The 24,649-nt window shown below is 62.1% G+C and carries 25 protein-coding genes and 1 rRNA gene; 10 read left to right on the top strand and 16 right to left on the bottom strand.

Features of this window, described 5'->3' with window-relative positions:
• Positions 1-7 precede the first annotated feature (7 nt).
• On the top strand, positions 8-619 hold the full coding sequence (locus tag ABIE18_RS03920; RefSeq protein WP_499721321.1) for a Pr6Pr family membrane protein: 612 nt from the start codon (positions 8-10) through the stop codon (positions 617-619).
• Positions 620-883: 264 nt separating this feature from the next.
• Positions 884-1,960 (top strand): DNA integrity scanning diadenylate cyclase DisA, encoded by a 1,077-nt coding sequence (disA, locus tag ABIE18_RS03925; RefSeq protein ID WP_431117477.1) that lies wholly within the window; start codon positions 884-886, stop codon positions 1,958-1,960.
• Between the two features lie 46 nt (positions 1,961-2,006).
• On the opposite strand, the gene ABIE18_RS03930 is transcribed toward disA, so the two are convergent.
• Positions 2,007-2,726 (bottom strand): hypothetical protein, encoded by a 720-nt coding sequence (locus ABIE18_RS03930; protein WP_498697558.1) that lies wholly within the window; start codon positions 2,724-2,726, stop codon positions 2,007-2,009.
• Positions 2,727-2,905: 179 nt separating this feature from the next.
• On the opposite strand from ABIE18_RS03930, the gene ABIE18_RS03935 reads away from it, so the two are divergent.
• The 4 genes from ABIE18_RS03935 (at position 2,906) to ABIE18_RS03950 (ending at position 6,613) form a co-directional block, all read left to right on the top strand.
• Positions 2,906-3,856 (top strand): iron-sulfur binding domain-containing protein, encoded by a 951-nt coding sequence (locus tag ABIE18_RS03935; protein ID WP_499721324.1) that lies wholly within the window; start codon positions 2,906-2,908, stop codon positions 3,854-3,856.
• Between the two features lie 113 nt (positions 3,857-3,969).
• Positions 3,970-4,452, top strand: a complete 483-nt coding sequence (locus ABIE18_RS03940) for a hypothetical protein (RefSeq protein ID WP_499721325.1) — start codon at positions 3,970-3,972, stop codon at positions 4,450-4,452.
• A gap of 189 nt (positions 4,453-4,641) precedes the next feature.
• Positions 4,642-5,121 (top strand): hypothetical protein, encoded by a 480-nt coding sequence (locus tag ABIE18_RS03945; protein ID WP_499721327.1) that lies wholly within the window; start codon positions 4,642-4,644, stop codon positions 5,119-5,121.
• Positions 5,122-5,260: 139 nt separating this feature from the next.
• Complete coding sequence (locus ABIE18_RS03950) at positions 5,261-6,613, top strand: cation:dicarboxylate symporter family transporter (RefSeq protein ID WP_499721329.1); 1,353 nt, start codon at positions 5,261-5,263, stop codon at positions 6,611-6,613.
• Between the two features lie 38 nt (positions 6,614-6,651).
• On the opposite strand, the gene ABIE18_RS03955 is transcribed toward ABIE18_RS03950, so the two are convergent.
• Positions 6,652-7,437 (bottom strand): AraC family transcriptional regulator, encoded by a 786-nt coding sequence (locus ABIE18_RS03955; protein WP_499721331.1) that lies wholly within the window; start codon positions 7,435-7,437, stop codon positions 6,652-6,654.
• A 72-nt stretch (positions 7,438-7,509) separates the two neighbouring features.
• Between ABIE18_RS03955 and ABIE18_RS03960 the strand changes: the two genes are divergently transcribed.
• Complete coding sequence (locus ABIE18_RS03960) at positions 7,510-8,022, top strand: VOC family protein (protein ID WP_499721333.1); 513 nt, start codon at positions 7,510-7,512, stop codon at positions 8,020-8,022.
• A gap of 12 nt (positions 8,023-8,034) precedes the next feature.
• Here ABIE18_RS03960 and ABIE18_RS03965 read toward each other — a convergent pair whose 3' ends face one another.
• The 13 genes from ABIE18_RS03965 to lysS form a co-directional block, all read right to left on the bottom strand.
• Positions 8,035-8,394 (bottom strand): VOC family protein, encoded by a 360-nt coding sequence (locus tag ABIE18_RS03965; protein WP_477516556.1) that lies wholly within the window; start codon positions 8,392-8,394, stop codon positions 8,035-8,037.
• A gap of 5 nt (positions 8,395-8,399) precedes the next feature.
• On the bottom strand, positions 8,400-8,660 hold the full coding sequence (locus ABIE18_RS03970; protein ID WP_223947533.1) for a DUF4235 domain-containing protein: 261 nt from the start codon (positions 8,658-8,660) through the stop codon (positions 8,400-8,402).
• A gap of 92 nt (positions 8,661-8,752) precedes the next feature.
• The gene (locus ABIE18_RS03975) at positions 8,753-8,929 is read right to left on the bottom strand and encodes a CsbD family protein (protein ID WP_224094634.1); all 177 of its coding nucleotides are present in this window, start codon (positions 8,927-8,929) and stop codon (positions 8,753-8,755) included.
• Between the two features lie 87 nt (positions 8,930-9,016).
• On the bottom strand, positions 9,017-9,706 hold the full coding sequence (gene dhaM, locus ABIE18_RS03980; RefSeq protein ID WP_499721335.1) for a dihydroxyacetone kinase phosphoryl donor subunit DhaM: 690 nt from the start codon (positions 9,704-9,706) through the stop codon (positions 9,017-9,019).
• Positions 9,703-10,365 (bottom strand): dihydroxyacetone kinase subunit DhaL, encoded by a 663-nt coding sequence (dhaL, locus tag ABIE18_RS03985; protein WP_499721336.1) that lies wholly within the window; start codon positions 10,363-10,365, stop codon positions 9,703-9,705. The genes dhaM and dhaL overlap by 4 nt, the downstream gene beginning before the upstream one ends.
• A 2-nt stretch (positions 10,366-10,367) precedes the next feature.
• The gene (gene dhaK, locus ABIE18_RS03990; protein ID WP_431117467.1) at positions 10,368-11,369 is read right to left on the bottom strand and encodes a dihydroxyacetone kinase subunit DhaK; all 1,002 of its coding nucleotides are present in this window, start codon (positions 11,367-11,369) and stop codon (positions 10,368-10,370) included.
• A gap of 365 nt (positions 11,370-11,734) precedes the next feature.
• Positions 11,735-13,201, bottom strand: a complete 1,467-nt coding sequence (locus tag ABIE18_RS03995) for an FAD-binding oxidoreductase (protein ID WP_499721339.1) — start codon at positions 13,199-13,201, stop codon at positions 11,735-11,737.
• Positions 13,202-13,349: 148 nt separating this feature from the next.
• Complete coding sequence (locus ABIE18_RS04000) at positions 13,350-13,859, bottom strand: amino-acid N-acetyltransferase (protein ID WP_497943896.1); 510 nt, start codon at positions 13,857-13,859, stop codon at positions 13,350-13,352.
• Between the two features lie 192 nt (positions 13,860-14,051).
• Positions 14,052-16,160: a S9 family peptidase gene (locus tag ABIE18_RS04005; protein ID WP_499721342.1), complete on the bottom strand. Its 2,109-nt coding sequence runs from the start codon at positions 16,158-16,160 to the stop codon at positions 14,052-14,054.
• A 251-nt stretch (positions 16,161-16,411) separates the two neighbouring features.
• Positions 16,412-18,904, bottom strand: coding sequence for an ATP-dependent Clp protease ATP-binding subunit (locus tag ABIE18_RS04010; protein ID WP_216922749.1), 2,493 nt, complete (start codon positions 18,902-18,904; stop codon positions 16,412-16,414).
• Between the two features lie 459 nt (positions 18,905-19,363).
• The gene (locus ABIE18_RS04015) at positions 19,364-19,690 is read right to left on the bottom strand and encodes a histone-like nucleoid-structuring protein Lsr2 (protein ID WP_223947524.1); all 327 of its coding nucleotides are present in this window, start codon (positions 19,688-19,690) and stop codon (positions 19,364-19,366) included.
• Between the two features lie 129 nt (positions 19,691-19,819).
• A complete protein-coding gene (locus tag ABIE18_RS04020) occupies positions 19,820-19,993 on the bottom strand; it encodes a hypothetical protein (protein ID WP_223935301.1) in 174 nt (57 codons plus the stop codon).
• Positions 19,994-19,995: 2 nt separating this feature from the next.
• A complete protein-coding gene (gene lysS / locus ABIE18_RS04025; protein ID WP_499721344.1) occupies positions 19,996-21,525 on the bottom strand; it encodes a lysine--tRNA ligase in 1,530 nt (509 codons plus the stop codon).
• A gap of 56 nt (positions 21,526-21,581) precedes the next feature.
• Between lysS and ABIE18_RS04030 the strand changes: the two genes are divergently transcribed.
• The 3 genes from ABIE18_RS04030 (at position 21,582) to ABIE18_RS04040 (ending at position 24,231) form a co-directional block, all read left to right on the top strand.
• Positions 21,582-22,484 (top strand): alpha/beta fold hydrolase, encoded by a 903-nt coding sequence (locus tag ABIE18_RS04030; protein ID WP_499721346.1) that lies wholly within the window; start codon positions 21,582-21,584, stop codon positions 22,482-22,484.
• Entirely contained in the window at positions 22,481-23,335 is an 855-nt protein-coding gene (locus tag ABIE18_RS04035; RefSeq protein ID WP_499721348.1) for an alpha/beta fold hydrolase, read from the top strand. Before ABIE18_RS04030 ends, ABIE18_RS04035 begins: the two co-directional genes overlap by 4 nt.
• A gap of 62 nt (positions 23,336-23,397) precedes the next feature.
• The gene (locus ABIE18_RS04040; protein WP_499721349.1) at positions 23,398-24,231 is read left to right on the top strand and encodes an alpha/beta fold hydrolase; all 834 of its coding nucleotides are present in this window, start codon (positions 23,398-23,400) and stop codon (positions 24,229-24,231) included.
• Between the two features lie 110 nt (positions 24,232-24,341).
• On the opposite strand, the gene rrf is transcribed toward ABIE18_RS04040, so the two are convergent.
• Positions 24,342-24,458: ribosomal RNA gene (rrf, locus tag ABIE18_RS04045) — 5S ribosomal RNA — on the bottom strand.
• Positions 24,459-24,649 lie beyond the last annotated feature (191 nt).

The raw sequence follows: 24,649 nt of genomic DNA on the forward strand, positions 1-24,649 counted from the left end.
TTGGGCCATGACCAAAAGAATTGTGCTTATTGGGGGACGCTTTTTCTTCGGCCTTTTGACGTTGGTGGCGGTGGGAACACAGCTGACGGTTCATTTGGGCATGGGCTATGACGTCTGGAACTTCTTCAGCTACTTCACCAACCTCTCCAACATCTTTGCGGCCCTGGTGCTGCTCATCAGCGGCTACAGGGTCCTCATCCGCAAACGGCCCAGCGAGATCGATGACGCCACTCGCGGTACGGCGACCATCGCCATGGCCGTGGTTGGACTGGTCTTCGGAGCTTTGCTTGCCGGCGAGGACCTGGGCTCACTCCTTCCGTGGGTCAACTTCGTGGTCCATTACCTGATCCCGGTGGATTGGCTCTTCCAACCGCCGCGCGCAACCCTGACGACCCGCCACATCTGGTACTGGCTGCTTTATCCCATCGGTTACCTCGTCTACAGCCTGGTTCGGGGCGCCTTGGTGAACTGGTATCCCTACTGGTTCATCGACCCCACCCGGGCAGGCGGCTGGGGCGGCGTTGTTGTCTTTGCCCTTGCGATTTCCGTTGGCTTCCTCGTGGTAAGCCTGGCGATGCTCTGGCTGGGTAATAAGTTGAAGCGGCAGGTGGATTACTAGAATATCTACACCAATTTGTTATATCGGCCCATGTCAACCACTCAATCGGCCCAAACAGCCCTTGCCAAGAACGCAGGAAAGGGCACCTTCCGGCCGTTCGCGTACATAACGAAATGACCCACTTTGGGGCTTGCTGGTGCGGTTAACGGTGCCCGGAAGCCATATCATGGTGCTAGTCGTCATCAGGGCATTTTTCGAAGCGCCCGCGGATGCCGGATTCAGCTTGTCTGTGAGCCATGGCTTGCACCTTCGAAGGGAAACCCTATGGCCCGGAGCCCGGAAGAGTCGCTCAAGGCGACTCTGGCCAGAGTCGCACCCGGAACTCCCTTACGGGACGGCTTGGAACGCATCCTCCGTGGACGCACCGGCGCCTTGATTGTGCTGGGCTATGACCGCACCATCGACTCCATCTGTTCGGGCGGATTCGATATCGGCATCGAGTTCTCGCCCACGCGCCTCCGTGAACTCGCCAAGATGGACGGCGCCATCATCTGCGATAAGGACGCCAGCAACATCGTCCGAGCCGCGGTGCAGCTCGTTCCGGACTCCAGCATCGAGACGCAGGAATCCGGAACCAGGCACCGAACAGCAGAGCGCGTCGCCATCCAGACTGGCGTTCCCGTCATCTCTGTCAGCCAGTCGATGCAGATCATCGCGCTATATGTGAATGGCCTGCGCCACGTCTTGGAGGGCTCGGAGAAGGTCCTCGCCCGCGCTAACCAGGCCCTGGCAACGTTGGAGCGTTACAGCGCAAGGCTCGACCAAGTGACCAGTTCCCTTTCAGCCCTTGAGATCGAAGCGCTGGTCACCGTCAGGGACGTCGCCGTCACCCTGCAACGCCAGGAAATGGTCAGGCGGATTTCCGAGGAAATTGCCCAATACGTCCTGGAACTTGGCGAGGATGGTCGCCTGCTGTCGCTGCAGGTGGAGGAACTCACCATGGGGCGCGGCCCCGGCAGCGATGTCATCATCCGCGACTATGCAGACCCCGATGCCACTCCCGAGGATATTGAAGAAGCCGTCCAAGCACTCCTCAACCTCGGGCCCACTGAACTGATCGACCTGAGCAGGATTGCCGGAATCATTGGCTTCGCCGGTGGCGTGGAGCAGTTGGACGCCGTGGTCCAGCCCCGCGGCTACCGCCTCCTGTCCGGCCTCAAGTCCGTGCCGAAGGCCGTCGCCGATCGTCTGGTGGACTACTTCGGCGGCTTGCAGAACCTCATGGCAGCCACCATCGATGACCTCATGACCGTAGACGGTATCGGCGACCAGCGCGCACGCACGGTCCGCGAGGGCTTGAGCCGCATGGCCGAGGCCAGTTTGCTGGACCGCTTCCTCTAAGCCGGCAGTCGCCGTCGCACGTTTCCCGGCCGCCCTGCTGCAGCCGTCAGTTCAGCTGGAAGACGGCTTTGGTGCTGGACTTGTTCCCCAAGCGGGCCTCGAACGTGTAGTAGGCGCCGCCTGCGCCGGGCTTGGCCTCGATCGGGGCGCAGCCTTCAAGCGTCCGGTTGCGTTGCCAGGGGAAATTGGCGGTCTCGCTCTTGCCGGGCTGGATGGTCTTGACCAGGTCTTCACTTCCGGCCTGGCAATCCTTGGAGGAAAAGATCCGGTCCGAGCCACTCATCACCACGTACTCCATTTGGGACGTGCCAACGTTCACCTCACAGGGAGCCGTTCCGCCGTTGGTGATGGTCATGGTCAGCAGCGGCTTCTCCTCCGCCGCGTAGGCAGGCTTGTCCGTAGCTGCGGCCACGGTCACCAGGCTCAGGTCACACACAGGCGTCGGCTTTGCGGACGGGGAGGCAGTGCCTGCTGTGGGCGCATTCCCTTGCGTGGGCACTTGGGACGCTTCAGGTGTGCTGACCGCTTGGGGCTCGGACTTACTTGCAAGCGCACCACTAATTGCCATGATGCCAGCCACCACGAGGGCGATCACCAGCAGCAGCGCGCCGAAGACAAACTGCCGACGACGGCGGTAAACGGCGGGGCTTGGACGTCGCCTGGGCTTTGGGGTGCCAGGGCGGCCTGCACCGCCTGAATTACGGGCAGACCCCTTCGCCGGCGCTGATGTGCGCGCGGACGACTGGTTCTTACCCTGATTGGCCATGTTTCTAGGCTAGGCGGGCCCACTCCGCAGCACGCCACCACCACGCCGCCGGACGCCAAACCCGCCGTGTGTGACGTGCACCGCAGGAGCGTCGCCGTCCTGGTTTCCACTACAGTAGAGGGCAGAATTCCGGCGCTCCGGCGCCAACCTAAACATCAACAGCCCGGGAGATCTGACGCATGGCACTTCCCGGTACCGACCAACTCGCCGGACTCCACCAATCCCTGGACCAGTGGTTCGTCGAGACTGCCAGGGACCTTCCGTGGCGCGAGCCTGATTGCAGTCCTTGGGGCATCCTGGTCAGCGAAGTCATGCTCCAACAAACTCCTGTGGTCCGCGTCCTTCCGGTCTGGCGGGACTGGATGGAACGCTGGCCAACCCCCGCGCACCTGGCCGATCAGCCCTCCGGGGAGGCCGTTCGTCACTGGGGCCGCCTCGGCTATCCCCGCAGGGCACTGCGACTTCACGCAGCCGCCGTCGCTATCCGCGACGAGCACCATGGCGACGTTCCGGACAGTTATCCCGAGCTCCTGACCCTTCCGGGCGTCGGCAATTACACGGCCGCCGCCGTGGCCTCCTTTGCTTTTGGCCGCCGCGAAACAGTGGTGGACACCAACATCCGTCGCGTCCATGCGCGCCTCATCTCCGGGCACGCCCTGCCCGCTCCGGCGCTCACAGCGGCCGAGATGCGCCTGGCCGATGCCCTGCTGCCCGAAGACCGGCCGCTGTCCGTGCGCTGGAACGCCTCCGTCATGGAACTGGGTGCCGTGGTGTGCACGGCCCGGAGCCCCAAATGCGCCGACTGTCCCGTGCGCTCAAGCTGCGCCTGGCTCGCGGCAGGTGAGCCACCGCCGTCGTACACGCCCAAGGGCCAGTCCTGGCACGGCACGGACCGGCAAGTCCGCGGAGCCGTGATGGCCGTCCTCCGCGAAGCTGCCATCCCGGTTCCGCGCGAGATGTTCGAGCAGGCGCCGGCGGACCTCGGATTCGCGCCGTCCGGCGTCGGGATCCCGCTGGCAGCACTGCACCGGCTCAACTCAGCCCCCGAGCAGCTGGAACGGGCCCTCGACGGCCTGGTCAGTGACGGGTTGGCGGAAATCCACGACGGCGGTTTGCGGCTTCCGGCCTAAGCGGCAATCACGCACGGTGTCGGTTCGGCAACGGGCCAGCGTGAGCCGTAACGATGGGGTGCCGATTCCCTCCGTTGCGGCGCCTCCTGCTGGTTCCAGTCCTACCCTGAAGCATGGGCAAGATTGGTTTGGCTTTCACCCTGTTGGGTACCTCGGCACTTCTTCCCAGCTGCTTCGCTGAGCCGGTTCCTTGCCCGGCGATCGCCCAGGCGTCTGGAGTCTCGATCACGGTGGCTGCCGGCTACGTGGACACAGTTGCGTCACTGCGAATGAAAGCGTGCCAGGACGGGACCTGCACCGAAGCGGACGTGGCTTTGCACCCAGGCTCAATCGCCGTGGATCAGGGCTGCTCCCCTGAGGGCGTGTGCTCCGCAACGTCCTCGCCCGATGGCACGATGACCGGCTTCCTGGGACTGCCCGCGCTCTCAGAAAGTCCGCTTGAAGCGACCGTTTCCGGCACCTCTCCATCCGGGACCGCGTTGCCGGTGCGGACGCTGACGTTCAGGCCCAAGGCCGACTACCCGTTTGGTGAGCAGTGCGGGCGGTTCATCACTGCCAATGTGGTGCTCGATGCGACGGGGCTGAGGCAGGGATAATCGGACGGTTCCTCTAGCGATTTGATTTTTGGACGGGTATCCTCATCTCACCCGTGCGCTGATGGTCGAGTCCTGGAGGTGTTCGTGCACCGGTCTGAGCAGCCTCTTCGTGACACGTTTTCTGTTGCGGCCCCTCATCAACCTTCCGTCGATACTGAAGCGCCTACCGCAGCAGAGGAAACCTCGGTCATGGATCTCAGCGCGAGAATCCGCAATAAACATGGCGCCGAGCTGAACGAACTCCGCCAGGCAGTAAGCGGGTCTTCACAGCGCGACTCACGCCACAGCGGCCGTCGCCACCATCGAATGGGTCCCACTTCTTCATTCGAGAACGAGAACATCAAGGTGACGATCGTCGTCGAGACCGTGGAATGGGGATGGTTCGCCGCAGGCCCGGCCCCCGCAGGAACATGTGTCACGGTATCCATTGCTGCCCATCGCAAGGACAGTGGAATCCAAGCCCCGCTCTCGTTGACCGAGTGCGACTCGTGGCTTCGAGCACTCTTGCCCAGCCCTTGGATGACCCACGTTTACCGATGCTGCTGCTCCACCGGGTCCGCGAGTGCGGGCGTTGTCTCCTACCGATTGTTTCTCGATGCGTTCCATAAGCCGACGCCAAAGCCTGCGGAGGTGCTCGCCGAGGGCTGCCAGCCACTTCAACTGCACTAGAGTTTCGCATCATGGAATCTTGCTTCCGATATTAAACACAATGGGGCGTTGGAATTAGCAATTCCGAAACAAGCCCCTCATAGCGTCATGTGTGACCCCGGCCGTGAGCCTTCACGGCCTCGCACAGATAGGCGCCATCTTGAAGACTCCCGCACTTGCTGTTGCTGTGAGCCCAGCGGCAAAGAAGCCCCTCTATAAATCCCTGTTTTTCCAGATCCTGGTGGCCGTGGTGCTGGGGGTCGCAATCGGCTACTTCTGGCCGGATATCGGGTCTGCACTTCGCCCCCTTGGGGACGGCTTTATCCAACTCATCAAAATGATCATTGCGCCACTGATATTCCTGGTCATCGTCACTGGCATCTCGGCCGTTGGTGACGTGAAGTCCGTTGGCCGCGTGGGAGTCAAAGCCCTCATCTACTTCACCGCGGCCACACTTTTCGCGCTGGCGTTCGGGCTGCTCGTGGCCAACATCGTCCAGCCGGGAGCCGGCTTGAACATTGATCCGGCCTCCCTGTCAGCGGAAGCCGTCAACGCCAAGACCACCACGGCCCCGCCCAAGGACGCCGGACAATTCCTGCTGGGCATCATTCCCACCAGCGTGGTTGGCGCCTTCGCATCCAACACACTCCTGCAGGTCCTCTGTTTCGCGGTCTTCTTCGGGGCGGCCATCGTGGCAGTAGGACGGGAAAAGTGCAAGCCCGTCATCGACCTCATGGAGACCACCCTTGAACTCTTCTTCAAGATCATGTCCTGGGTGATGCGGGTTGCCCCGGTAGGCGCCTTCGGGGCAATGGCATTCATCATCGGCCAGTACGGGCTGAGTTCGTTGAGCACGTACGCGCTGCTGGTGGCTGCATGCTACGGTTCGGCACTGGTCTTCATCGGATTGCTGTTCATCGTTGCTTGGGCTTACCCCCGAGTTCCGCTGTGGCAGTTCATCAAGTACTCCCGCGAAGAGTTCATGTTGGCGCTGGGCACAGCATCCACGGAATCAGTGCTGCCGCGAATCATGACCAAGCTGACAAACGCAGGCTGTTCCCGCGCAACCACGGGGCTGGTGGTTCCCACGGGCTACTCTTTCAACCTCGACGGCGCCGCGCTCTACCTTTCGATCTCGCTGCTGTTCCTTGCCCAGGCATTCGGCCATAACCTCGATTTAGGCCAACAGTTGGCTGCCTTGGGCATCCTCATGTTGACCTCCAAGGGCATGGCAGGCGTTCCCGGTTCGGCCTTCCTGGCCCTTTCCGCTACTGCCGGGGCTTTGGGAGTCTTCCCCGTTGCGGGGGTGGCATTGCTCCTCGGAGCCGATAGGCTGATGGATTCCATGCGCGTCGTGGTCAACCTGCTCGGCAACTGCGTTGCCACGTTTGTGGTGTCCAAGTGGGAGGGACAATTCGATCGCGAGGCGATGCTCGCCGCCTTCCGCGGGGAAACCACGACGCCGGAAGTCAGCAAGGAGGCGACGGAACCTTCGGTGCCGGTTTCTGCGTAGTCGGCAGCAAGGTCAACCCTGCTGCCGAAGGAGCGCGGCTAACTGCCGACGGCCCGACGATACGTGCTCGGCGTGAACCCCAAGACCTTCTGAAAGTCGTTCGTCAAATGTGCGTGATCTGTATAGCCAAGTTCGGCGGCGATGCCCGCAAGATCGGCGGAAGGGTCCAGACGTGCCCTCTCGGCAGCATCCTGCAGACGACGTCGACGGATCAGTGCAGACGGGCTGAGCCCGATGTATTTCCTGGCAATTCGCTGGAGCGACCGGCCTGAAACAGCCAGCCGGGCCGCCACGTCATCAATCCGGGCCACGTCCGGGTCGGAGGCAACAATGTCCATCATCCGGTTGGCCAGCAAGGCTTCTTCGGAAGGTAAGTAGTCCAAGGCACCCAGCCACGACGCAAAGGCGTCCACTGCCCGCTCACGGTGGGTGCCGCCGTCGGGGGCGTTCATGGCCCGTGCGACAGAACGGTGGAGGTCCTTTAAAGGCAAAGCCACCTCGGCATCACGCAAGCTGCCGGGATCGTCGGTGAACACCGGAACAGCGGCCGGGCGCAACAGCGCTCCCACTGCCCAGCCGCGGCCATTCAAGTCGCGATAGGCGGCACGGGTTGCAGGACCCGAGAAGACCACGTCATCCAACTGCACAACGAGGTTGGACGCGGGGTAGGCGATCAGATGCTGACGGGACGTGCGGCCTGGCTCAATGTCCCATTCGGGAATCCAGAACCACTGGACCAGCTCCGCAACGGACTCCGGTGCCGCCAAACGGTTGAACGTGGGAAGCCGTGCCGGGTACAGAATGCCCTTGAACGAACTATCCACGAGCCTCCTCCCAACAAAGTCTGTCGCGAATTTCCAAGCGCCGCAGCCAGCCCTGCCCGTAGCGTCGTGGACATGACAGATACTACAAGCACTGAGCCAACCACGGCCGCCCACGGCAAGTACACTACCCACGGAGTCCCCAACGGCCTGACCAGCCTCACGCCGTTCCTTGCCGTACCCGATGCCAAAAATGCGATCGCCTTCTACCGGGACGTTTTCGGGGCGCGGATTGTTGGCACCACTGAGATGGGCGGAGTTGTGGTCCATGCCGAACTCGACCTCGGGAACGGTCACCTTCAACTGGGCGAACCCAACCCGGAATACCACCTGGTCCCGGCGCCCGACGGCGATGATGACTGCTACTCCCTGGGGTTCTACTGCCCGGACGCAGACGCACTTGTGCAACGAGCGGAACAGGCAGGCGCCATCATCCGCGAACCCCTCACCACGTTCGTTTCAGGGGACCGATATGCCAGCATCCGCGATCCTTTCGGCGTCCGCTGGTCCATCATGACCCGCGTGGAAGATCTCTCCGAGGAGGAAAGCAACCGTCGAGTCGAGGAGTGGGCGGCCCAGCAGGGTTAGACACGCACCGCGTCAGGAAAGGCACAGGCAGAACGGGTGGCCGGCCGGATCCAGGAACACCCTGAAGGTGGTCCCCGGCTGGTGCTCCGCCTTGCTTGCCCCCAGCGACAGAGCTACTTCCTCGCCCTTGTCCAGGTCTTCCACCATCAGATCAAGGTGCATCTGCTGGGGAACCGTTTGCCCCGGCCATTCCGGCGCGTGATACGACTCGACCTGTTGGAAGGCAATGCAGTTATTCCCATCGCTGGAGCGGATCTCGAACCAATCGGTTTCGCCCTTCACCTCCCAGCCCAACAATTCGCCATAAAAGGCGGCAAGGGCGGGCGCATCCGGACAATCAATAACAACACTCGGGTATCGGGCTATTGCCATTTTTGCTAAACCTCGTCTGCCGTTTTCTTCATTCGGGCCAGCGCACTTTTAGTGCCCCTTTGGGTAAGAACGTGAACCACTGCACCAACGCCCGCGGAAACCACAGCGAACACGAGCACTCCCGGCAAGGAATCGTTCAGATCAGTTCCGTCCTTGGGGGCAGGTTTCCCTGTCTTTTTCTCCCAGAGTCCTTCAAGCGTCTTGTTTGCCAGCACGCCAGCTCCAAGGCTGACTGCCAGGCCGAACAATTTCACCAGCAAATTCACGAAAGAATCCTCCATCAGATCGTTCGGTTTAAGCCTTGTCAAACGCAAAGGAAGGCGGGGCCGCTGCAACTGCAATGGCCCCGCCCGAATTCCTAGTCGTGCTTGAAAGCGTCCTTTACCTTTTCGCCTGCACCCTTGAGGTCGCTCTTGACCTGCTCGCCCTTGCCTTCGGCTTCCAGGCGCTCGTTGTCAGTAAGCTTTCCGGCAGCTTCTTTAGCCTTGCCTGCGATCTTCTCGCCAGCGTTCTCCATCTTGTCGTCAGCACCCATGTCGCACCTCTTCCTTGTAGTGAACCTGTACCTCTACAACATCACTAATCAGTGTACTTAGCAATATTTGCTCCTGATGAAGGCGTGTTAGATCTCCCCGAACCCCTCGCCCACCAGCCGCCCGACGTACTGAACAGCCTTTGCGGCGTCCTTGCCACGGGCCTCCACGCGCAGGGTTGCACCCTGCCCGGCGGCGAGCGTCATGAGCGCCATCATGGACGTCCCGTCGACGTCGTTGATTGTCACCTCAGCGTCAAGGCCGGACAGTCCACCGGCTATCTTGGCCGCAGGCCGCGCGTGGATGCCCATGGGATTAATGAGCTCGAAATCGCCGGCTGCATCGGGTTCCCGGGGCTCGTAAGGACCGCCCGGCGCGTCAGCACCGGCAGAAGCCCGGAATCCAACCGCTTCGGCAGCCTTACACACCTCTTCGGCGCCAGCCCCGCCCTGCGCCGCGACGGCCGCGGCCACAAGCCCTTCAACCAAAGGCGCATCGGCAAGCAATATGGCGTCGGGGTCGCTGGCGAACTCGATCGCAGACTCAGCTGTCATTACTGCCGAGCCCAGATCTGTCAGCACCACCACGCCCTCGCCTCCGGAATCAATCAGTGACTGCTCGACGGCGGCAAGCACCTTCTCGAGGCTGGTGCCAATCCGTTCGTCGTCAGTGCCCCCGGCGGCGACGAGTTCGACGTCGGGCGCCATCTGGGCGGCGAGTTCCACAGCACCTTCAGCGATCTTGCTGCTGTGGGAGACAACCACAATCCCAACTGTCATACGGCGTCGGTTCCCGTGTTTCCTGCGGAGCCGGCCGCCGCTGCTGCCGCGGCGCGCAAGAGCAACGCCGTGGAGGCCGCTCCTGGATCGCGATGCCCTGCGCTCCGCTCCCCGAGGTAACTTGCGCGGCCCTTGCGAGCCACCAGCGGATCGGTAGCCACAGCCCCTACTTCGGCCGCCTCGGCAGCAGCCTGCAGAACGGCGAGTACATCGCCGCCATCGGCCGCCGCATTCCGTGCTGCCTCAACTGCCGGCGTCCACGCGTCGATCATGGTCTTGTCGCCAGTCTCGGCTTTGCCGCGGGCCACCACTCCGTCGCGGGCAGCGGCGAGCGCGGAAGCCAAGGCATCGGCGTCGATGTCAGTGGAATCACCGAGGGACGTGGCCGCCCGAAGATATGCCGTCCCGTACAGCGGCCCGGCAGCTCCGCCCACCTTGGACATCAGCGCCATTGCCGCGGCCTTGAGGGCAGCTCCTGCGGTTTCCGGCGGTGTCTCGGCCAGCTTCTGCAACACGGACTGGAATCCACGGTCCATATTCTCGCCGTGGTCCGAGTCGCCGATTGCCCGGTCCAGCTCAATCAGTTCAGTTCGATGTTCTGCCATGGCCTTCGCCGAAAGCTTCAGCCAGTCCACTGCCCAATCAACGCCCAGGCCCATGCTCACGCTCCCCAACGCAGGGCGGCCGTGTGAACGGGAGCATCCCACAAACGCGTCAATTCGTCGTCGAGGCGCAGCACGGACACCGAGCACCCCTGCATTTCAAGTGACGTCACGTAGTTTCCCACCAGCGAACGCTCCACTGTTGCGCCGCGCTCTGCGAGTACCTGGGCGGCCCGGCGATAGACGATATAAAGCTCACTCTGCGGCGTGCCGCCCATGCCGTTCACGAACAGCAGCACCCTGTCGCCGGAGGAGATGGCGAGATCCTCAAGCACGGGCTCCAATAGGCGGTCAGTGATCGCATCGGCGCTTTCCATGGCGATCCTGTGGCGTCCGGGCTCGCCATGGATGCCGATGCCGATCTCGATCTCGTCGTCCGCAAGCTCGAAGCTTGGCGTACCTGCGTGGGGAACCGTGCAGCCAGAGAGGGCGACCCCCATGGTCCGAACGTTGGCGGCGACCCGCTCCGCGATGGCGGCAACAGCTTCAAGACCGTCCCCACGCTCAGCGGCGGCACCCGCAATCTTCTCCACGAGGACAGTCCCGCCCACTCCACGGCGGCCCGCCGTATACAGGGAGTCCTCCACGGCGACATCATCGTTGACCAACACCGAACGCACGTGTACGCCTTCGGCTTGTGCCATCTCCGCCCCAGTCTCAAAGTTCAGGACGTCGCCTGTGTAGTTCTTGACGATATGCACGACGCCGGCACCTGAGTCGACAGCGACGGTCGCCGGTATGATCTGGTCCGGCGTGGGCGAGGTGAAAACCGCGCCGGGCACCGCGGCGTCGAGCATTCCGAGGCCCACGAAACCAGCGTGCAGTGGCTCGTGACCGCTGCCGCCGCCGGATACCAGGGCAACCTTGCCCGCTACAGGTGCGCCTTTCCGGATAACGTACTTGGGCTCGGGATGGACGTCCACGATGTCGGCATGGGCCATGCCGAAGCCTTCGACGGACTCGTCCACCACGGCGCGTGGATCATTGATGAGCTTTTTCATGGGATGCTCCTGGACGTGCTGTGGCTGGTGCTCTGACCCTACTACCGGCGCCCGGGCACAGGGTAGGCCTCGCCGGTGCAGAGGGCGCCGACGCCCATTAAAAAGCCGGCAGGGACGGCCCGAAAGGCCCGCCCCTGCCGGAATGACACAGTTAATCTTCGTGGTGCCCGGGTTCGGCGGCGGCGGGAGGACTGAAATCCGGTTCACTCCGGGCATGGAAATCGAGCCAAAATGCGGAGTACAGGTCCGGGTTGGAGTGGGCGGTCCCTGGCCAGAAGGATTCATTCGGCCAGGATCCGTGGGGGATGTCTATCTGGAAAGCTGAAAAGTCCGGAAACGTGACACGATTTTGCATGGTCCGCCCCTCAACTGTTCAGGACGGCGTCGCCGCCGGCAGTGACCACGTCTTCGAGCAGCACGGTCTGATTCATGACAACCGGCTGTTCCGTGGCAGGAAGGCCCACTACGTGCCCAAAGCTGAACATGTTCTTCGGATCCAGCTCCGCTTTCGCCTTCTTAAGCCGCTCCCGCGCGCTGGGACCCCAAGGACGCTCCCTGTCCTCGGCATCCACAAAGTGCCCATGGAGGTTCACAAATGTGCCGGGATTGGCTGCGGGACGAAGGTCTGTATGCACGGCTTCGAAAACTGCGGGCAGCACCTCAACAACAGGAGGCGCGGCAATGGCAACCATGTAGAAGCTGAACGCCGCGTCACGTCCGCCCACAACATCCTCGCCCTCCGCGCTCTTGGCGAGGGCACCGCCCAGCAGCCGGAGTTCGGCCAGCAACACCGGGCTCTCAACGCCCGGACCGAAGTGCCGCAGGATTGCCTCGGACGCCTCTTCGTCCAAACGGTCAAGCAGGAAGCCACGCTCGCGAACGGGGACAGGCTGGTCCGGATCCTGATGGATCGTGTCGAATTGGCTTGCTTCCAAAGGGCCGGTGGCGTCCATCATGAACGGAGCGCTTCGGCGCATGGGCTCCAGCAGCTCCGCCGCTGCAGCCAGGTCGCCTTGGTAGGCGTAGCGGAGGTGGATCACAAACTTTCCCCGCAACGGCTCCGGAATCATCTCCATCTCCGGAAGGCGCAAAAACGCCAACGACGCCGATGCCTCCGCGGGTAGCGATGGCACCCATTCCCTGAACGCCTCAAGGACTTCCGGGGCGTGCCCGCCGTCGAAGTACACGCCACCGGCGTAGATGTCTGCGGCTGGGAAGAGGTGGAATTCCATGGCCGTCACAATGCCCAGATTGCCCTTGCCGCCTCGCAGGAGGAAGAACAGCTCAGGGTTCTCGTCCTTAGTAACCCTTTGCTGGGTGCCGTCCGCTGTGACCAGCTCGAAAGCGATGACATGATCCGAGGCGAAGCCGTACTTTCGGCCGAGGATTGGCAGGCCCCCGCCCAGCGTGTATCCCACCACGCCGACGTCACTGGTTGAACCACAGAGCCCCATCAAACCGAAGGTTGCAGCAAGCTCAACCACAGCCTTCCACCGAACACCGGCCCCCACTCTGGCGGTCTTCTCAAGGGGATCGACGCTGAGTTCCAGCATCCGGCGGGTACTGATAAGCATCCCGCCTTCTATCGCGTTGGTTGCACCATGCCCTGTGGACTGGACGGCTACGGGTATTCCCCGTTCCGCCGCCCATCTGATAGCCGCCGAAACGTCCTCTGCGTCGAGGGCGCCGAAGGCAAGATCCGGCTGGTGTTGAGTAGAGAGGTTGAAGGCCGCTACCTCGGCTTGGAAGCCGGGATCGGCAGGCGTGAACACGGGACCGCGCACGCTGAGTTGGAGTTCTGAAATTCCCGAAAAGGACGCGTGGGACTGCATGATCTTCTCTCGATTGACCGAATGGCGGAAGCTCCCCAGCAAGCCTCGATCAGTTTATCCATCAACTTTAGATAAGAGAAGGGGTTTTAAATCACGCATAATCCGGGCAGGGTTGAACCCCGTATCTGTCAGCGCTTGTTGCGGGTTCTTACAGGTGCTTGATCATGCGTGTATTGCCCAAGGTATTGGGCTTTACCCGGGCCAGATCCAGGAATTCCGCCACGCCTTCGTCATGCGAGCGCAGCAACTCCGAGTACACCTGCGGGTCCACGGCCGACTGGTCCTCCATGACCTCGAAGCCATGGCGCTTGAAGAAGTCAACCTCAAACGTCAGGCAGAAAACCCGGCTGACACCGAGCTCCTTGGCCTTTTCGAGGAGATCCTCCACCAGCACATGCCCCACACCCCGCCCCCGCCACGTGTCCGCGGCGGCAAGAGTGCGGATCTCGGCCAGGTCCTCCCACATAACGTGCAGGGCGCCGCAACCAATCACGTCGCCGTCCTGGGATTCGGCAATCCGGAATTCCTGGAGGCTCTCGTAGTACGCCACAGTTTCCTTGGCCATCAAGATCCGCTGCTCCGCCAGCGGCGCGACCAGCCTCTTAATCGCCGCCACATCACTGGTGCGGGCAGGACGAAGGCTAAAGGTCGAATTCACTCCCCCATCCTAACGAGGCAAAGAGGAGCCGGGCCGCGCCTTGCCCCTGCATGACGTGGGCAGTCGCGGAGCTGAAGGGCGGCACGAGGGCGACGGCCGGGACATTTACGTAGCGTGCGTCTAAGCGACGAAGGAGCGAGCACGCGGTAAATGTCCCGGTTGTCGGCCGGACCGGCCGAACTCAGCAACGGACTACAGCCCCAGTTCCTCAGGCAAAGCAACGTCCTCACCCAGCACCTGCTTTGCCAGGAAGTGCTCCACTACCCCGTACCAAACCTTCGCGTGCTGCGGCTGGAGGATCCAGTGGTTTTCGTCGGGGAAGTAGAGGAACCGGTGCGGGCTTTGGCCGTTGTCGTCGGCGGGCAGCTGCGATGAGGACAGCAGTTCGTACCAAAGCCTCAAGCCCTCGCCGATCGGGACGCGATAATCCTTGTCTCCGTGGATCACCAGCATTGGCGTCTTGATGTTGCGTACGTTGAGGTGTGGCGAGTTCTCCATCGCCATCTCCACCGTCATTTCCTTGAGCCAGTATTGTGCGGCGTCGGTGGTGGGGCCGAACTGGTCCAGGGCCCACAAACTGGCGTGGGTCACGATCGCCTTGAAGCGGTCCGTCTGGCCTGCCACCCAGTTGGCCATGTAGCCGCCGAATGACCCTCCCATCGCCGCTGTCCGTGACTCGTCGATGTCCGCCCGCTCAACTACGGCATCGGTGATAGCCATGAGGTCCGAGAAGGGCTTCTTGCCCCATTCACCCCAGCCGCGCTGGATGAACTCCTGGCCGTAGCCTGTGGAAAGCGCAGGGTCAGGCAGCAGCACTGCATATCCCTTGGCGACCAGCAGCCAGGGGTTCCAACGCCAGGTCCAGGCGTTCCATGAACCGAGCGGTCCACCATGGATCCACAGCAGGAGGGGAGCTGGGTTGTCACCGGACGCACCTTCAGGGAGCGCCAGGTACGCCGGCACACGAGCGCCGTCCTCCGCCGTCGTTTCCACACGTTCGAGGTGCCCCTTGAACGTTGGCCGTTCCGCGGGTGCCTGCAACCTCACCACACCGCCGGAAGCGAGGTCGATCCGTACAGCTTCAGCGGGGAACTCGTAGGAGCTCCGCAGTGCGTACGCTGTGGTTCCGTCCGGCGAAACCACGACGTCGGAATACGCGGCAGCGTCTTCCGTCACCCGTGTTACTCCACCGTCAGCGACGTCGATCCGGAAAACCGGCGACGCGCCGTCGTCGTCCGCTTTCACCAGGATGGCGTTGCCTTCCGGGAGCCACGCCAAGGCAGTAGCCCAGCGGTCCCAGTGGTGCGCGAGCGGCTCCAGGTCAGTCGTTTCGCTGCCTGATACGTCCAGCAGGTGCAGTTTGACCTGCGGCGCTTGCGTGGGTGTGGTGTCACTCTCACTCTCTACCACCAGCGTGCGGTTGTCCGGGCTGACGGGACCAGGGAAGTAGCTCATTCCCTCGCGGTCCAGAAGTACCTTGACGGTTCCCGTGGCGACGTCGACGGCGGCCAGCACCTCACGGCTGTCGGCCTTGGCGAGAGCTTTGGTGAGGCTGGTGTAGATGGTTTTGCCGTCCGGACTCACCACAGCTTTGGCTTCCCGCAGCGAGCCGCCGACGCCGGGTGTCAGATTCCTCAGCTTAAGCGGCGTTGGTGCGTCAATGGTGGTTGGTTTGGCGGCTTCCTTCTCCTCGCCCCGCTCCACTGCAAACAGGCGCGGTTCGGCAGGACCCAGGTCCGCGTCCCAATAGCGGATCGGGTAGCCACTGTGCAGGATGGCGGACACTTTGTTGTCTTTGCGGGTCTTGCGGCGTTCCTCGTCGTTCTCCTCATTGCTGGAGCCCGCCAAAACCTCGGCGTTGACGAAGATGGCATCCGCGTTCTTTGCCGCCATGACGGAACTGATCCCGCCGGCTCGAGTGTGCACAACCCGAGCCTCTCCCCCACTGGCAGGGAGCAGCCACAGTGCGTTCACCGGATCTGCGTCGGGATCTGCGCTATCGGGGTCGGGGCGGGAGGACGTGAAGTAGAGATCGCCGTTCGCGGCAAAGGAGGCACCGGCCTCACCTTTGGAACTCCGGGTGATCCGTCGGGCGTGGCTCTGGCCGGTGGGGTCGATCTCCCACAGTGCAGTGACGAAGTCGGTGCCCTTGCCGTTCAGGGTTGAAACGGTAGTGACCAGGCGCTTGCCGTCCGGGCTGAGCGTGAGACCACTGACCCTGGGGATGGCGAGGAAGTGATCGATGTCGTGGAAAGGAGTTTCAGGTGGCGTGCCTGGGCTTGGGGTGTCAGTCGAATCCATGCTCCGATTCAACACGTATTGTGCTGCGGATCACAGAGTCGTTCACTCATAGTGAAACACTACTTTCAGATATTCCGGCTTTGGTGCGTGGATACTGGCGGTGCTGGCGCCATTTGCCGCTTGCTGCTCCTCCGTCGCGTTGACGCAAGCTACGCAAATGCCTCCGGAACCGCCAGCGAGACGTCACCTGACGCGAAAGCCCCACCCGTTCCTTTCGGAGCGGATGGGGCTTTTGCTTTAGTACGTGCGCCTTATGCGGTAGGAGCAATCTCCGGGATCCGCGGCTTGGCGTTGCCTGCAAACGTGAACTTGGCGTCGTCGCCTTCGCCGTCCACATCCACCACAACGATGTCACCGGAGTGCAATTCGCCGAAGAGGATCTTCTCGGAAAGCTGGTCCTCGATCTCGCGCTGGATGGTGCGGCGGAGCGGCCGTGCACCCATTGCGGGATCGTAGCCACGAGTGGCCAGAAGAACCTTTGCTGCCGTGGTGAGCTCGATGCCCATGTCCTTGTCCTTGAGGCGACGCTCCAGGCGGGTAACGAACATGTCCACGATCTCGATGATCTCGTCCTGGGTGAGCTGCGGGAACACCACAACATCGTCAACACGGTTGAGGAACTCGGGGCGGAAGTGCTGCTTGAGCTCCTCCGTGACCCGGGCGCGCATCCGGTTGTAGCCAGTCTGGGTATCCGTGCCGGACTGGAAGCCCGTAGCGACGCTCTTTGAGATGTCGCGGGTACCCAGGTTGGTGGTCATGATGATCACGGTGTTCTTGAAGTCCACCACGCGGCCCTGGGAGTCCGTCAGTCGGCCGTCTTCCAGGATCTGCAGGAGCGAGTTGAAGAGGTCCGCGTGGGCCTTCTCAACTTCGTCGAACAGGACCACGGAGAACGGACGGCGACGAACCTTCTCGGTGAGCTGGCCGCCTTCTTCGTAGCCGACATAGCCCGGAGGTGCACCGAAGAGTCGCGAAACCGTGTGCTTCTCGGAGTACTCGGACATGTCCAGCGTGATGAGGGCGTCCTCTTCACCGAACAGGAACTCGGCAAGGGCCTTGGCGAGTTCGGTCTTGCCGACACCCGTAGGCCCGGCGAAGATGAACGAGCCACCAGGACGCTTGGGGTCCTTCAGGCCTGCACGTGTGCGGCGGATAGCCTGCGACAGAGCCTTGATGGCCTCGTCCTGGCCGACGACGCGCTTGTGCAGTTCGTCTTCCATCTTGAGGAGCCGCGAAGACTCTTCCTCGGTGAGCTTGAAGACGGGGATGCCAGTGGAGTTCGCGAGAACCTCGGCGATCAGGTCTTCATCAACTTCGGAGATGTCATCCATGCCGCCGGACTTCCAGTTGCGCTCCTTCTCAGCGCGTTCGGCAATGAGCTTCTGCTCCTTGTCGCGCAGCGAAGCGGCACCCTCAAAGTCCTGGGCGTCGATGGCGGATTCCTTCTCCATCTTGACGTCGGCAATGCGCTCGTCCATGGCCTTGAGCTCCGGCGGAGCGGTCATGCGGCGGATACGCAGGCGTGCGCCGGCTTCATCGATGAGGTCGATCGCCTTGTCCGGCAGGAAGCGGTCCGAAATGTAGCGTTCGGCCAGCTGCGCGGCTGAGGCGAGGGCGCCGTCGGTAATCGTTACGCGGTGGTGTGCCTCGTAGCGGTCCCGCAGGCCCTTCAGGATCTCGATCGCGTGGGCGACGGAAGGCTCCTTGACCTGGATCGGCTGGAAGCGACGCTCAAGCGCGGCGTCCTTCTCAATGTGCTTGCGGTACTCATCCAGCGTGGTGGCACCAATGGTCTGGAGTTCACCGCGGGCAAGCATCGGCTTCAGGATGGATGCAGCATCGATGGCGCCTTCAGCAGCACCTGCACCAACGAGGGTGTGGATCTCGTCAATGAAGAGGATGATGTCGCCGCGGGTGCGGATCTCCTTGAGGACCTTCTTCAGGCGCTCTTCGAAGTCGCCACGGTAACGCGAGCCGGCAACCAGCGAACCAAGGTCCAGCGTGTACAGCTGCTTGTCCTTGATGGTCTCCGGGACGTCGCCGCGGACAATCGCCTGGGCGAGGCCCTCGACGACGGCCGTCTTACCGACGCCGGGCTCACCGATGAGCACTGGGTTGTTCTTGGTACGGCGGGAGAGGACCTGCATGACGCGTTCCATCTCCTGCTCGCGGCCGATCACGGGATCGAGCTTGTTCTCGCGGGCAGCCTGGGTGAGGTTGCGTCCGAACTGGTCCAGAACCACCGAGCCTGCCGGGGTTCCCTCCGGCTGGCCTTGGCTGGAACCCGAACCTGCGGCTTCCTTGCCCTGGTAGCCGGAAAGCAGCTGGATGACCTGCTGACGGACCCTGTTGAGGTCCGCGCCAAGCTTGACCAGTACCTGGGCAGCAACGCCTTCACCCTCGCGGATGAGGCCTAGCAGGATGTGCTCGGTTCCGATGTAATTGTGGCCGAGCTGCAGTGCTTCGCGGAGCGAAAGCTCAAGCACCTTCTTGGCGCGCGGGGTAAAGGGGATGTGCCCGGACGGAGCCTGCTGGCCCTGGCCGATGATCTCCTGCACCTGTTCGCGGACGCCATCGAGCGAAATGCTCAGGGATTCAAGCGCCTTTGCGGCAACGCCTTCACCCTCGTGGATCAGACCCAAGAGGATGTGCTCGGTACCAATGTAATTGTGATTGAGCATCCGTGCCTCTTCTTGGGCAAGGACAACCACGCGACGGGCACGGTCCGTAAATCTCTCAAACATTTCGCCACACTCCTAGCTACGACGTACTTTGATGCTACGTGCCGAAGCCCGACTTTTGGAGCGTGTTCGCCACAGGGGAAACATGACGCCCAGCGGAATAAACCTGACACCCCCTTCGCGGCAGGGAGGCCCGCCCGCGGAACGCCTGTCCCACGCCCGTGCCGGCCTCCGGAAGGACGTGGTCAGGGCTCCTGAAGGACGTGGTCAGCCACCCAGGGCAGTGGTAGGCCGAGCAACGCGCCCCGCCCGCTTTGAGCAGGCGCGCTTTGTCCAGTCGTTTTGTCCAGTCGTTTTGTCCAGTTCCAAAAGGTCGGATAATCCCCACCGTAGGTGCCGGAACGATTCACGGAATATTCCAAGGCCTGGTCCAGGCACGCCCTTGGAAGGCCTGACAACAAACTATGGGCTTAAAAACCTAATGCCCCGGCAGAAGCTGCCGGGGCATTGAAGGCGGGTGAATCAGGAATTGGCCTTCTGGTACGCTTCCTGAATTTCAGCCTGAATACGTCCGCGGCTGTTTACGGTGTAACCGTTGTCACGAGCCCATTGACGGATCTGTGCCGAATCCTGGTTTCGAGTGGCAGTCGCACGGCCACGTGTTGCACGGCCCGAAGAGGTCTTCCTGGCCTTGGCTACGTAGGGCTCCAGTGCTTTGCGCAAAGATTCCGCGTTAGCGGTGGACAAGTCCATCTCGTAGCTGACGCCGTCCAGCCCGAAACGGACAGTTTCGTCCGCTGACCCTTCATCCAGGTCATCGACGAGGATGATTTTAACTTTCTGTGCCATGAGTAGCCTCTCTTTTGGAGGGTTGGATAATCAGAAATTTGAGGGTTCCTATTCCTGATTATCGTTCACGCCAAGCACACACGTCAAAGGCACATTTGGGTTTCCTGCTAAGGACACCCAATTTGCAGGCTATTTAGCTGCCGGGCCTTCACCCTCAGGGCCGGAATTCCGCAAATTGGCCTCTGCTTGGGCGCGGGCTTCTGCCTGCCGCTCGGATTTGTCCGCATTGAAGATGGACTTCATGGCAAACCAGAAGATCAAGCCAACAACGACCGATGGCGCCAGGACTGCGATGTATTCCATGATCAGTGTCCTTCCGGCTTCAGCAAGGGGAACAGAATGGTTTCGCGGATACCTGCACCGGTGAACAACATCACAAGGCGATCGATGCCGAGCCCGATACCTCCCATGGGCGGGGCGCCGTATTCAAGGGCGCGAAGGAAGTCTTCGTCGAGTTGCATGGCCTCTACGTCGCCAGCCGCAGAACGGCGTGACTGCTCGGTAAGCCGTTCACGCTGGATGACAGGGTCAATGAGTTCGGAGAAGGCCGTGCCGCGCTCCATGCCCCCGATAATCAGGTCCCATGCCTCGATGAGCCGGCCGTCTTCGCGATGCGGACGCGCAAGCGGTTGAGCGGACGGCGGGTAGTTGTAAACGAAAGTCGGGTTCAGCAGTGTGGGTTCCACGATCTCGCCGAAGAGCTCAACCACGATCTTCTCGGCGTCCCACTTCGGATCCACCTTGACCTCGTGCTTGGCAGCAATGGCCAACAGTTCCTCCACTGCGGTGTCGGGAGTGACTTCAACGCCAATCGCTTCAGAAAGCCCCGGGTACACCGCAACCCAAGCCCATTCGCCGTCGAGGTTGATCTCGCCTGCATCCGTCTGGATGGTGCGGGTACCAACCACGTCCGCCACGTTCAGGATGATTTCCTTCATGCGCTCGGCCATGACGAACTGGTCAGCCCAGGCTTCATAGCACTCAAGGGTGGTGAATTCGGGGCTGTGTGTGGAGTCGACGCCTTCGTTCCGGAACACGCGGCCCATGTCATAGACGCGGTCAATGCCACCCACTACCGCGCGCTTCAGGAAGAGTTCCGTGGCGATGCGCAGGGTCATCTTCTGATCGAACGCGTTCATGTGCGTCTCGAACGGACGCGCCGTGGCGCCACCGTGGACCAGTTGCAGGATGGGGGTCTCCACCTCGACGTAGCCGTGGCGGTCAAGGGTGTCGCGGACAGACCGTGTGATGGCAGCGCGCTTGTAGACCATCTCGCGGGCTTCATCGCGGACCATGAGATCCACGTAGCGCTGGCGGACACGGGTTTCTTCGTTAAGCTCTGCGTGCAGGACCGGGAGCGGGCGCAGGGCCTTGGAGGCCATGGACCAGGAATCGGCCATGACGGAGAGCTCACCGCGGCGGGAGGAAATGACCTCGCCCTTGATGAATACGTGGTCCCCAAGGTCAACCAGGGCTTTCCAATCGGCCAGCGCTTCCTCGCCCACATTGGCCAGGCTCAGCATTGCCTGGAGACGAACGCCCTTGCCGTCAACGCCACCTTCCTGGAGGGTAGCGAAGCAGAGCTTGCCGGTGTTTCGTACGAACACGACGCGGCCGGTGACGCCGACGATGTCACCTGTGGTTTCGTCCGCTTCCAGATGCGCATACTTTTCGCGGATCTCACTCAAGGAATGCGTCCGCTCAACGCCCACAGGATAGGCCTCTGTGCCACGTTCGATCAGCTTGGCGCGCTTGTCCATGCGGATACGCATCTGCTCGCTGGCGTCGATGGGCTCTGCGGAGGTGTTCAGGGCTGGGGTGTTTGCGGAAGTCACAGTCCTTAAGTTTACCGGTGATTACGGGCCTCGACGTCCGGACATAGACTCGGGCTGTGGAGACGTGGACAGTTGAAACGGACGACGGCGGCGGGCAGCTTGAGGTGCACACGTTCCGGCCGGCGTCGAAAACCTCGATTCCCGGTTCGCAGGCGCCTGCGGAACCGTCCGGCGTCGTCGTGGTCCATGGCACCTTGGTGACCGATTCCTTGTACTGGCCCTTCGCGCGGACCCTGAGCCTGATGCTGGGGCGATCGGTTCATTGCTACAACCGGCGAGGGCGCGGCCGTTCGGCGCCACAACCGCCCGGCTACTCCGCCGGCACCGAGATCGCGGACCTTCAGGCAGTGATGCGGAGGACAGATTCAACGGATGTCGTGGCGCACAGTTACGGCGGTTTCGTGGCGCTTCAGGCGGCCCGCAGCACGAAGATCAACCGCCTGGTCACCTACGATGCCGCTGTCTCGCTATCAGGCAATCTCCATGGCCGGTGGCGTCCCGAATTGGAAGCCGCAGTTACCGCCGGCCAACTGGACCACGCGTGGGCCCATCTGGTGCAGGGTCTGGGAACTGCCGGTCCCATCTCCTACCTGCCGATGGGCGCCTTGCGGATGCTGAGCATCCTCTCTGCACAGACACGGCTGGGTTCGGAGATGCGTTCCCTGTTACCCACCGCCGTCGCCGAAATGCGGGCCGTACTCGACGCTGACGCGCACCTTCACGACTTCACCTCGCTCGTGACTCCAACACTCATGCTTAGCGGCGGCTGGAGTCCGTCCTACTTCGCCGAAACCGGCCGCACCCTTGCTGGAGCGGTTCCGGTAATCGACTTCGCTATTGTGCCCTTGCAGTTCCATGAAGGTCCACTGCGGCCAGGCAGGCGGCTTGCAGCCCGAATCGCCCGCTTCCTTTCAGGAGGCACAGCCCCAATGCCAGCGCGCCCTAGGATAAACCGGTGAGGGAACGCACCATCAAAACGCACGACGGCGGCAGACTGGCCTTGTACAGCTACGGCGCGGAAGACGCACCCGGGGAGCGCCGCGTGGTCCTGATCGGCGGTGCATTCCTCACTGCCCTGATCTATCGGCCCTTTTCCATTGCCCTCGCGAAGGGCCTCGGTGATGGGTGGGCCGTGGACGTCTACGATCGCAGGGGCCGCGGCAACTCCAGCGATCAACCACACAACTACTCCATGGTCACGGAAATTGCGGACGTGCGGACCATCATGGATGCCACCGATGCGAGGAACATCCTCGGGCACAGCCTGGGCGGGTCGGTGGCCCTCAACGCTGCGCAGGCATTTGCCGGCACACACCACCAACCGGACAGGCTCGCCGTTTACGACGCCGCAGTTAATATCGACGGAAGCATGGACACGGACTGGATGGCCGGCTTCGAGGACTCCGTGAACAAGGGCAATATCAACCTCGCATTGGCCCGCATGAAGCAGGGAATGCATCCGGGAAGTGCCTTGGCCCGGGTCCCTGAACCCCTGCTGGTGGGCCTCATGGCCGTGGTTTCGCGAACCAAAGTCAACACAATGTTCCGTGAACTCCTGCCATCCGGCGTCGGAGAACTCAGAGCTGCCTTCGACGCCACGGAAACTCCGCGCGATTTCTCCGTTCTACCTGCCAGCACCCATTTCATGGTGGGCAAGAAGAGCCCGCAGTACTACAAGGTAACCGCAGCGCGTTTGCACGCCGCTGTTCCCGGAAGCACCCTTGAGATATCGCCAAAGGGCTTCCATGGCTCCGTTCCAGCCGCTGTGAAGGAACTCGTGATGGACATTTCGGACTACTTCAAAAGCTGATTGTTGTCCACATAGCGTCCGGCATGCTGCCTGCGTTCAGGTGGCTCGGTTAGGCTCAAGACATGACGCGCGAGATCATCACCACAACGGACGGCGGACACCTCGAGGTACTGACTACGGGCGGTGACCTGGCAGCTGCAGGCTCCGGCATCGTGGTCGTGCCTGCCTCAATGGTGACGGCCTCCGACTACACACGTTTCGCGCAGAAACTGAGTGAGTCCCTCGGCCGTCCTGTCCATACCTTTAACCGCCGTGGACGCGGTGAATCATCTCCGCAGCCCGAGGACTACACCCTCGAAGCCGACATCCGGGATCTTGACGCTGTCATGAAACACACATCCAGCACAGATGTTTTCGGGCACAGCTTCGGCGGCGCCGTTGCACTGCATGCGGCACGGACCTTACCGGTTGAGCGACTCGCCGTTTACGATCCCGCTGTCTCCGTCAACCACAGCGTCAAAGCCGACTGGACGCCGGAATATGAACGCGCGACGGCGGCAGGAGACTACGATCGCGGACTCGCCGTACTCATCAAGGGAGTGGAGACAGGTGGCGCCTTCGCGCGCATGCCCCTGTCCATGTTGACGCTCGCCACCAAGCTGACCGCCGGGACACCCCTGGGCAAGCAGATGCGGGAACTGATGACGTGCGGAGTCCGCGAAATCAAGGCAGTGATAGCTGCGGATATGCCCGCCGAGCCGTTCCTGGAGCTGCCCCTTGAAACGCTGATCGTGGTGGGTGAGAAGAGCCCCGCCTACTTCGGTGTGGCGTGCGGCCAGATCCACGACGTCCTGTCCGGCTCGAGCTACACCATCCTCCCCGGGTTCGGGCACGATGGCCCCAACAAGGCGCCCGACAAGCTCATCGCAGAGTTGTCTGAGTTCTTCTCGGGCTAGGGGAGTTCGCCTCTGCGAGGGCTTTCCCGCCCTTGGCCGTGGCTGGTCGTGGCGTTAATGTGGGAGACCCCCCGTCCCTTGGTGGGTTGGGGGGTCTCGACCTAATGTGTGTCCGGCGGTGTCCTACTCTCCCACACCCTCCCGGGTGCAGTACCATCGGCGCTGTGGGTCTTAGCTTCCGGGTTCGGAATGGGACCGGGCGTTTCCCCCACGCTATGACCGCCGTAACCTTGTTACCCGTTCCCCGTGTGCACCGGTGAGGGTGGTGGGGTGGGAAGACTGTGGTTACAACATTGTGGTGTTGTTATTCAGTTGTGGTTTTTGTTCCTGTGAGCAACGGGTTGTTGTTCGGGAACCACATAGTGGACGCGTGCAGTGTTGTGTGTGGTGTAAGTTGTTGGCCTATTAGTACCGGTCA

Origin of the sequence: Arthrobacter sp. 2762 (assembly GCF_040548745.1) — a bacterium.
Classification (GTDB): Bacteria; Actinomycetota; Actinomycetes; order Actinomycetales; family Micrococcaceae; genus Arthrobacter.

Coding starts and splice junctions, on each gene's coding strand:
- ABIE18_RS03940 (WP_499721325.1), top strand. CDS start 3,970: ATGGGCAAGATTGGTTTGGCTTTCACCCTGTTGGGTACCTCGGCACTT.
- ABIE18_RS04020 (WP_223935301.1), bottom strand. CDS start 19,993: ATGGAATACATCGCAGTCCTGGCGCCATCGGTCGTTGTTGGCTTGATC.
- ABIE18_RS03945 (WP_499721327.1), top strand. CDS start 4,642: ATGGATCTCAGCGCGAGAATCCGCAATAAACATGGCGCCGAGCTGAAC.
- ABIE18_RS04015 (WP_223947524.1), bottom strand. CDS start 19,690: ATGGCACAGAAAGTTAAAATCATCCTCGTCGATGACCTGGATGAAGGG.
- dhaM (WP_499721335.1), bottom strand. CDS start 9,706: ATGACAGTTGGGATTGTGGTTGTCTCCCACAGCAGCAAGATCGCTGAA.
- disA (WP_431117477.1), top strand. CDS start 884: ATGGCCCGGAGCCCGGAAGAGTCGCTCAAGGCGACTCTGGCCAGAGTC.
- ABIE18_RS04005 (WP_499721342.1), bottom strand. CDS start 16,160: ATGGATTCGACTGACACCCCAAGCCCAGGCACGCCACCTGAAACTCCT.
- ABIE18_RS03930 (WP_498697558.1), bottom strand. CDS start 2,726: ATGGCCAATCAGGGTAAGAACCAGTCGTCCGCGCGCACATCAGCGCCG.
- dhaL (WP_499721336.1), bottom strand. CDS start 10,365: ATGGGCCTGGGCGTTGATTGGGCAGTGGACTGGCTGAAGCTTTCGGCG.
- ABIE18_RS03975 (WP_224094634.1), bottom strand. CDS start 8,929: ATGGGTGCTGACGACAAGATGGAGAACGCTGGCGAGAAGATCGCAGGC.
- ABIE18_RS03995 (WP_499721339.1), bottom strand. CDS start 13,201: ATGCAGTCCCACGCGTCCTTTTCGGGAATTTCAGAACTCCAACTCAGC.
- ABIE18_RS04040 (WP_499721349.1), top strand. CDS start 23,398: ATGACGCGCGAGATCATCACCACAACGGACGGCGGACACCTCGAGGTA.
- ABIE18_RS04010 (WP_216922749.1), bottom strand. CDS start 18,904: ATGTTTGAGAGATTTACGGACCGTGCCCGTCGCGTGGTTGTCCTTGCC.
- dhaK (WP_431117467.1), bottom strand. CDS start 11,369: ATGAAAAAGCTCATCAATGATCCACGCGCCGTGGTGGACGAGTCCGTC.
- ABIE18_RS03920 (WP_499721321.1), top strand. CDS start 8: ATGACCAAAAGAATTGTGCTTATTGGGGGACGCTTTTTCTTCGGCCTT.
- ABIE18_RS03960 (WP_499721333.1), top strand. CDS start 7,510: ATGACAGATACTACAAGCACTGAGCCAACCACGGCCGCCCACGGCAAG.
- ABIE18_RS03935 (WP_499721324.1), top strand. CDS start 2,906: ATGGCACTTCCCGGTACCGACCAACTCGCCGGACTCCACCAATCCCTG.
- ABIE18_RS03965 (WP_477516556.1), bottom strand. CDS start 8,394: ATGGCAATAGCCCGATACCCGAGTGTTGTTATTGATTGTCCGGATGCG.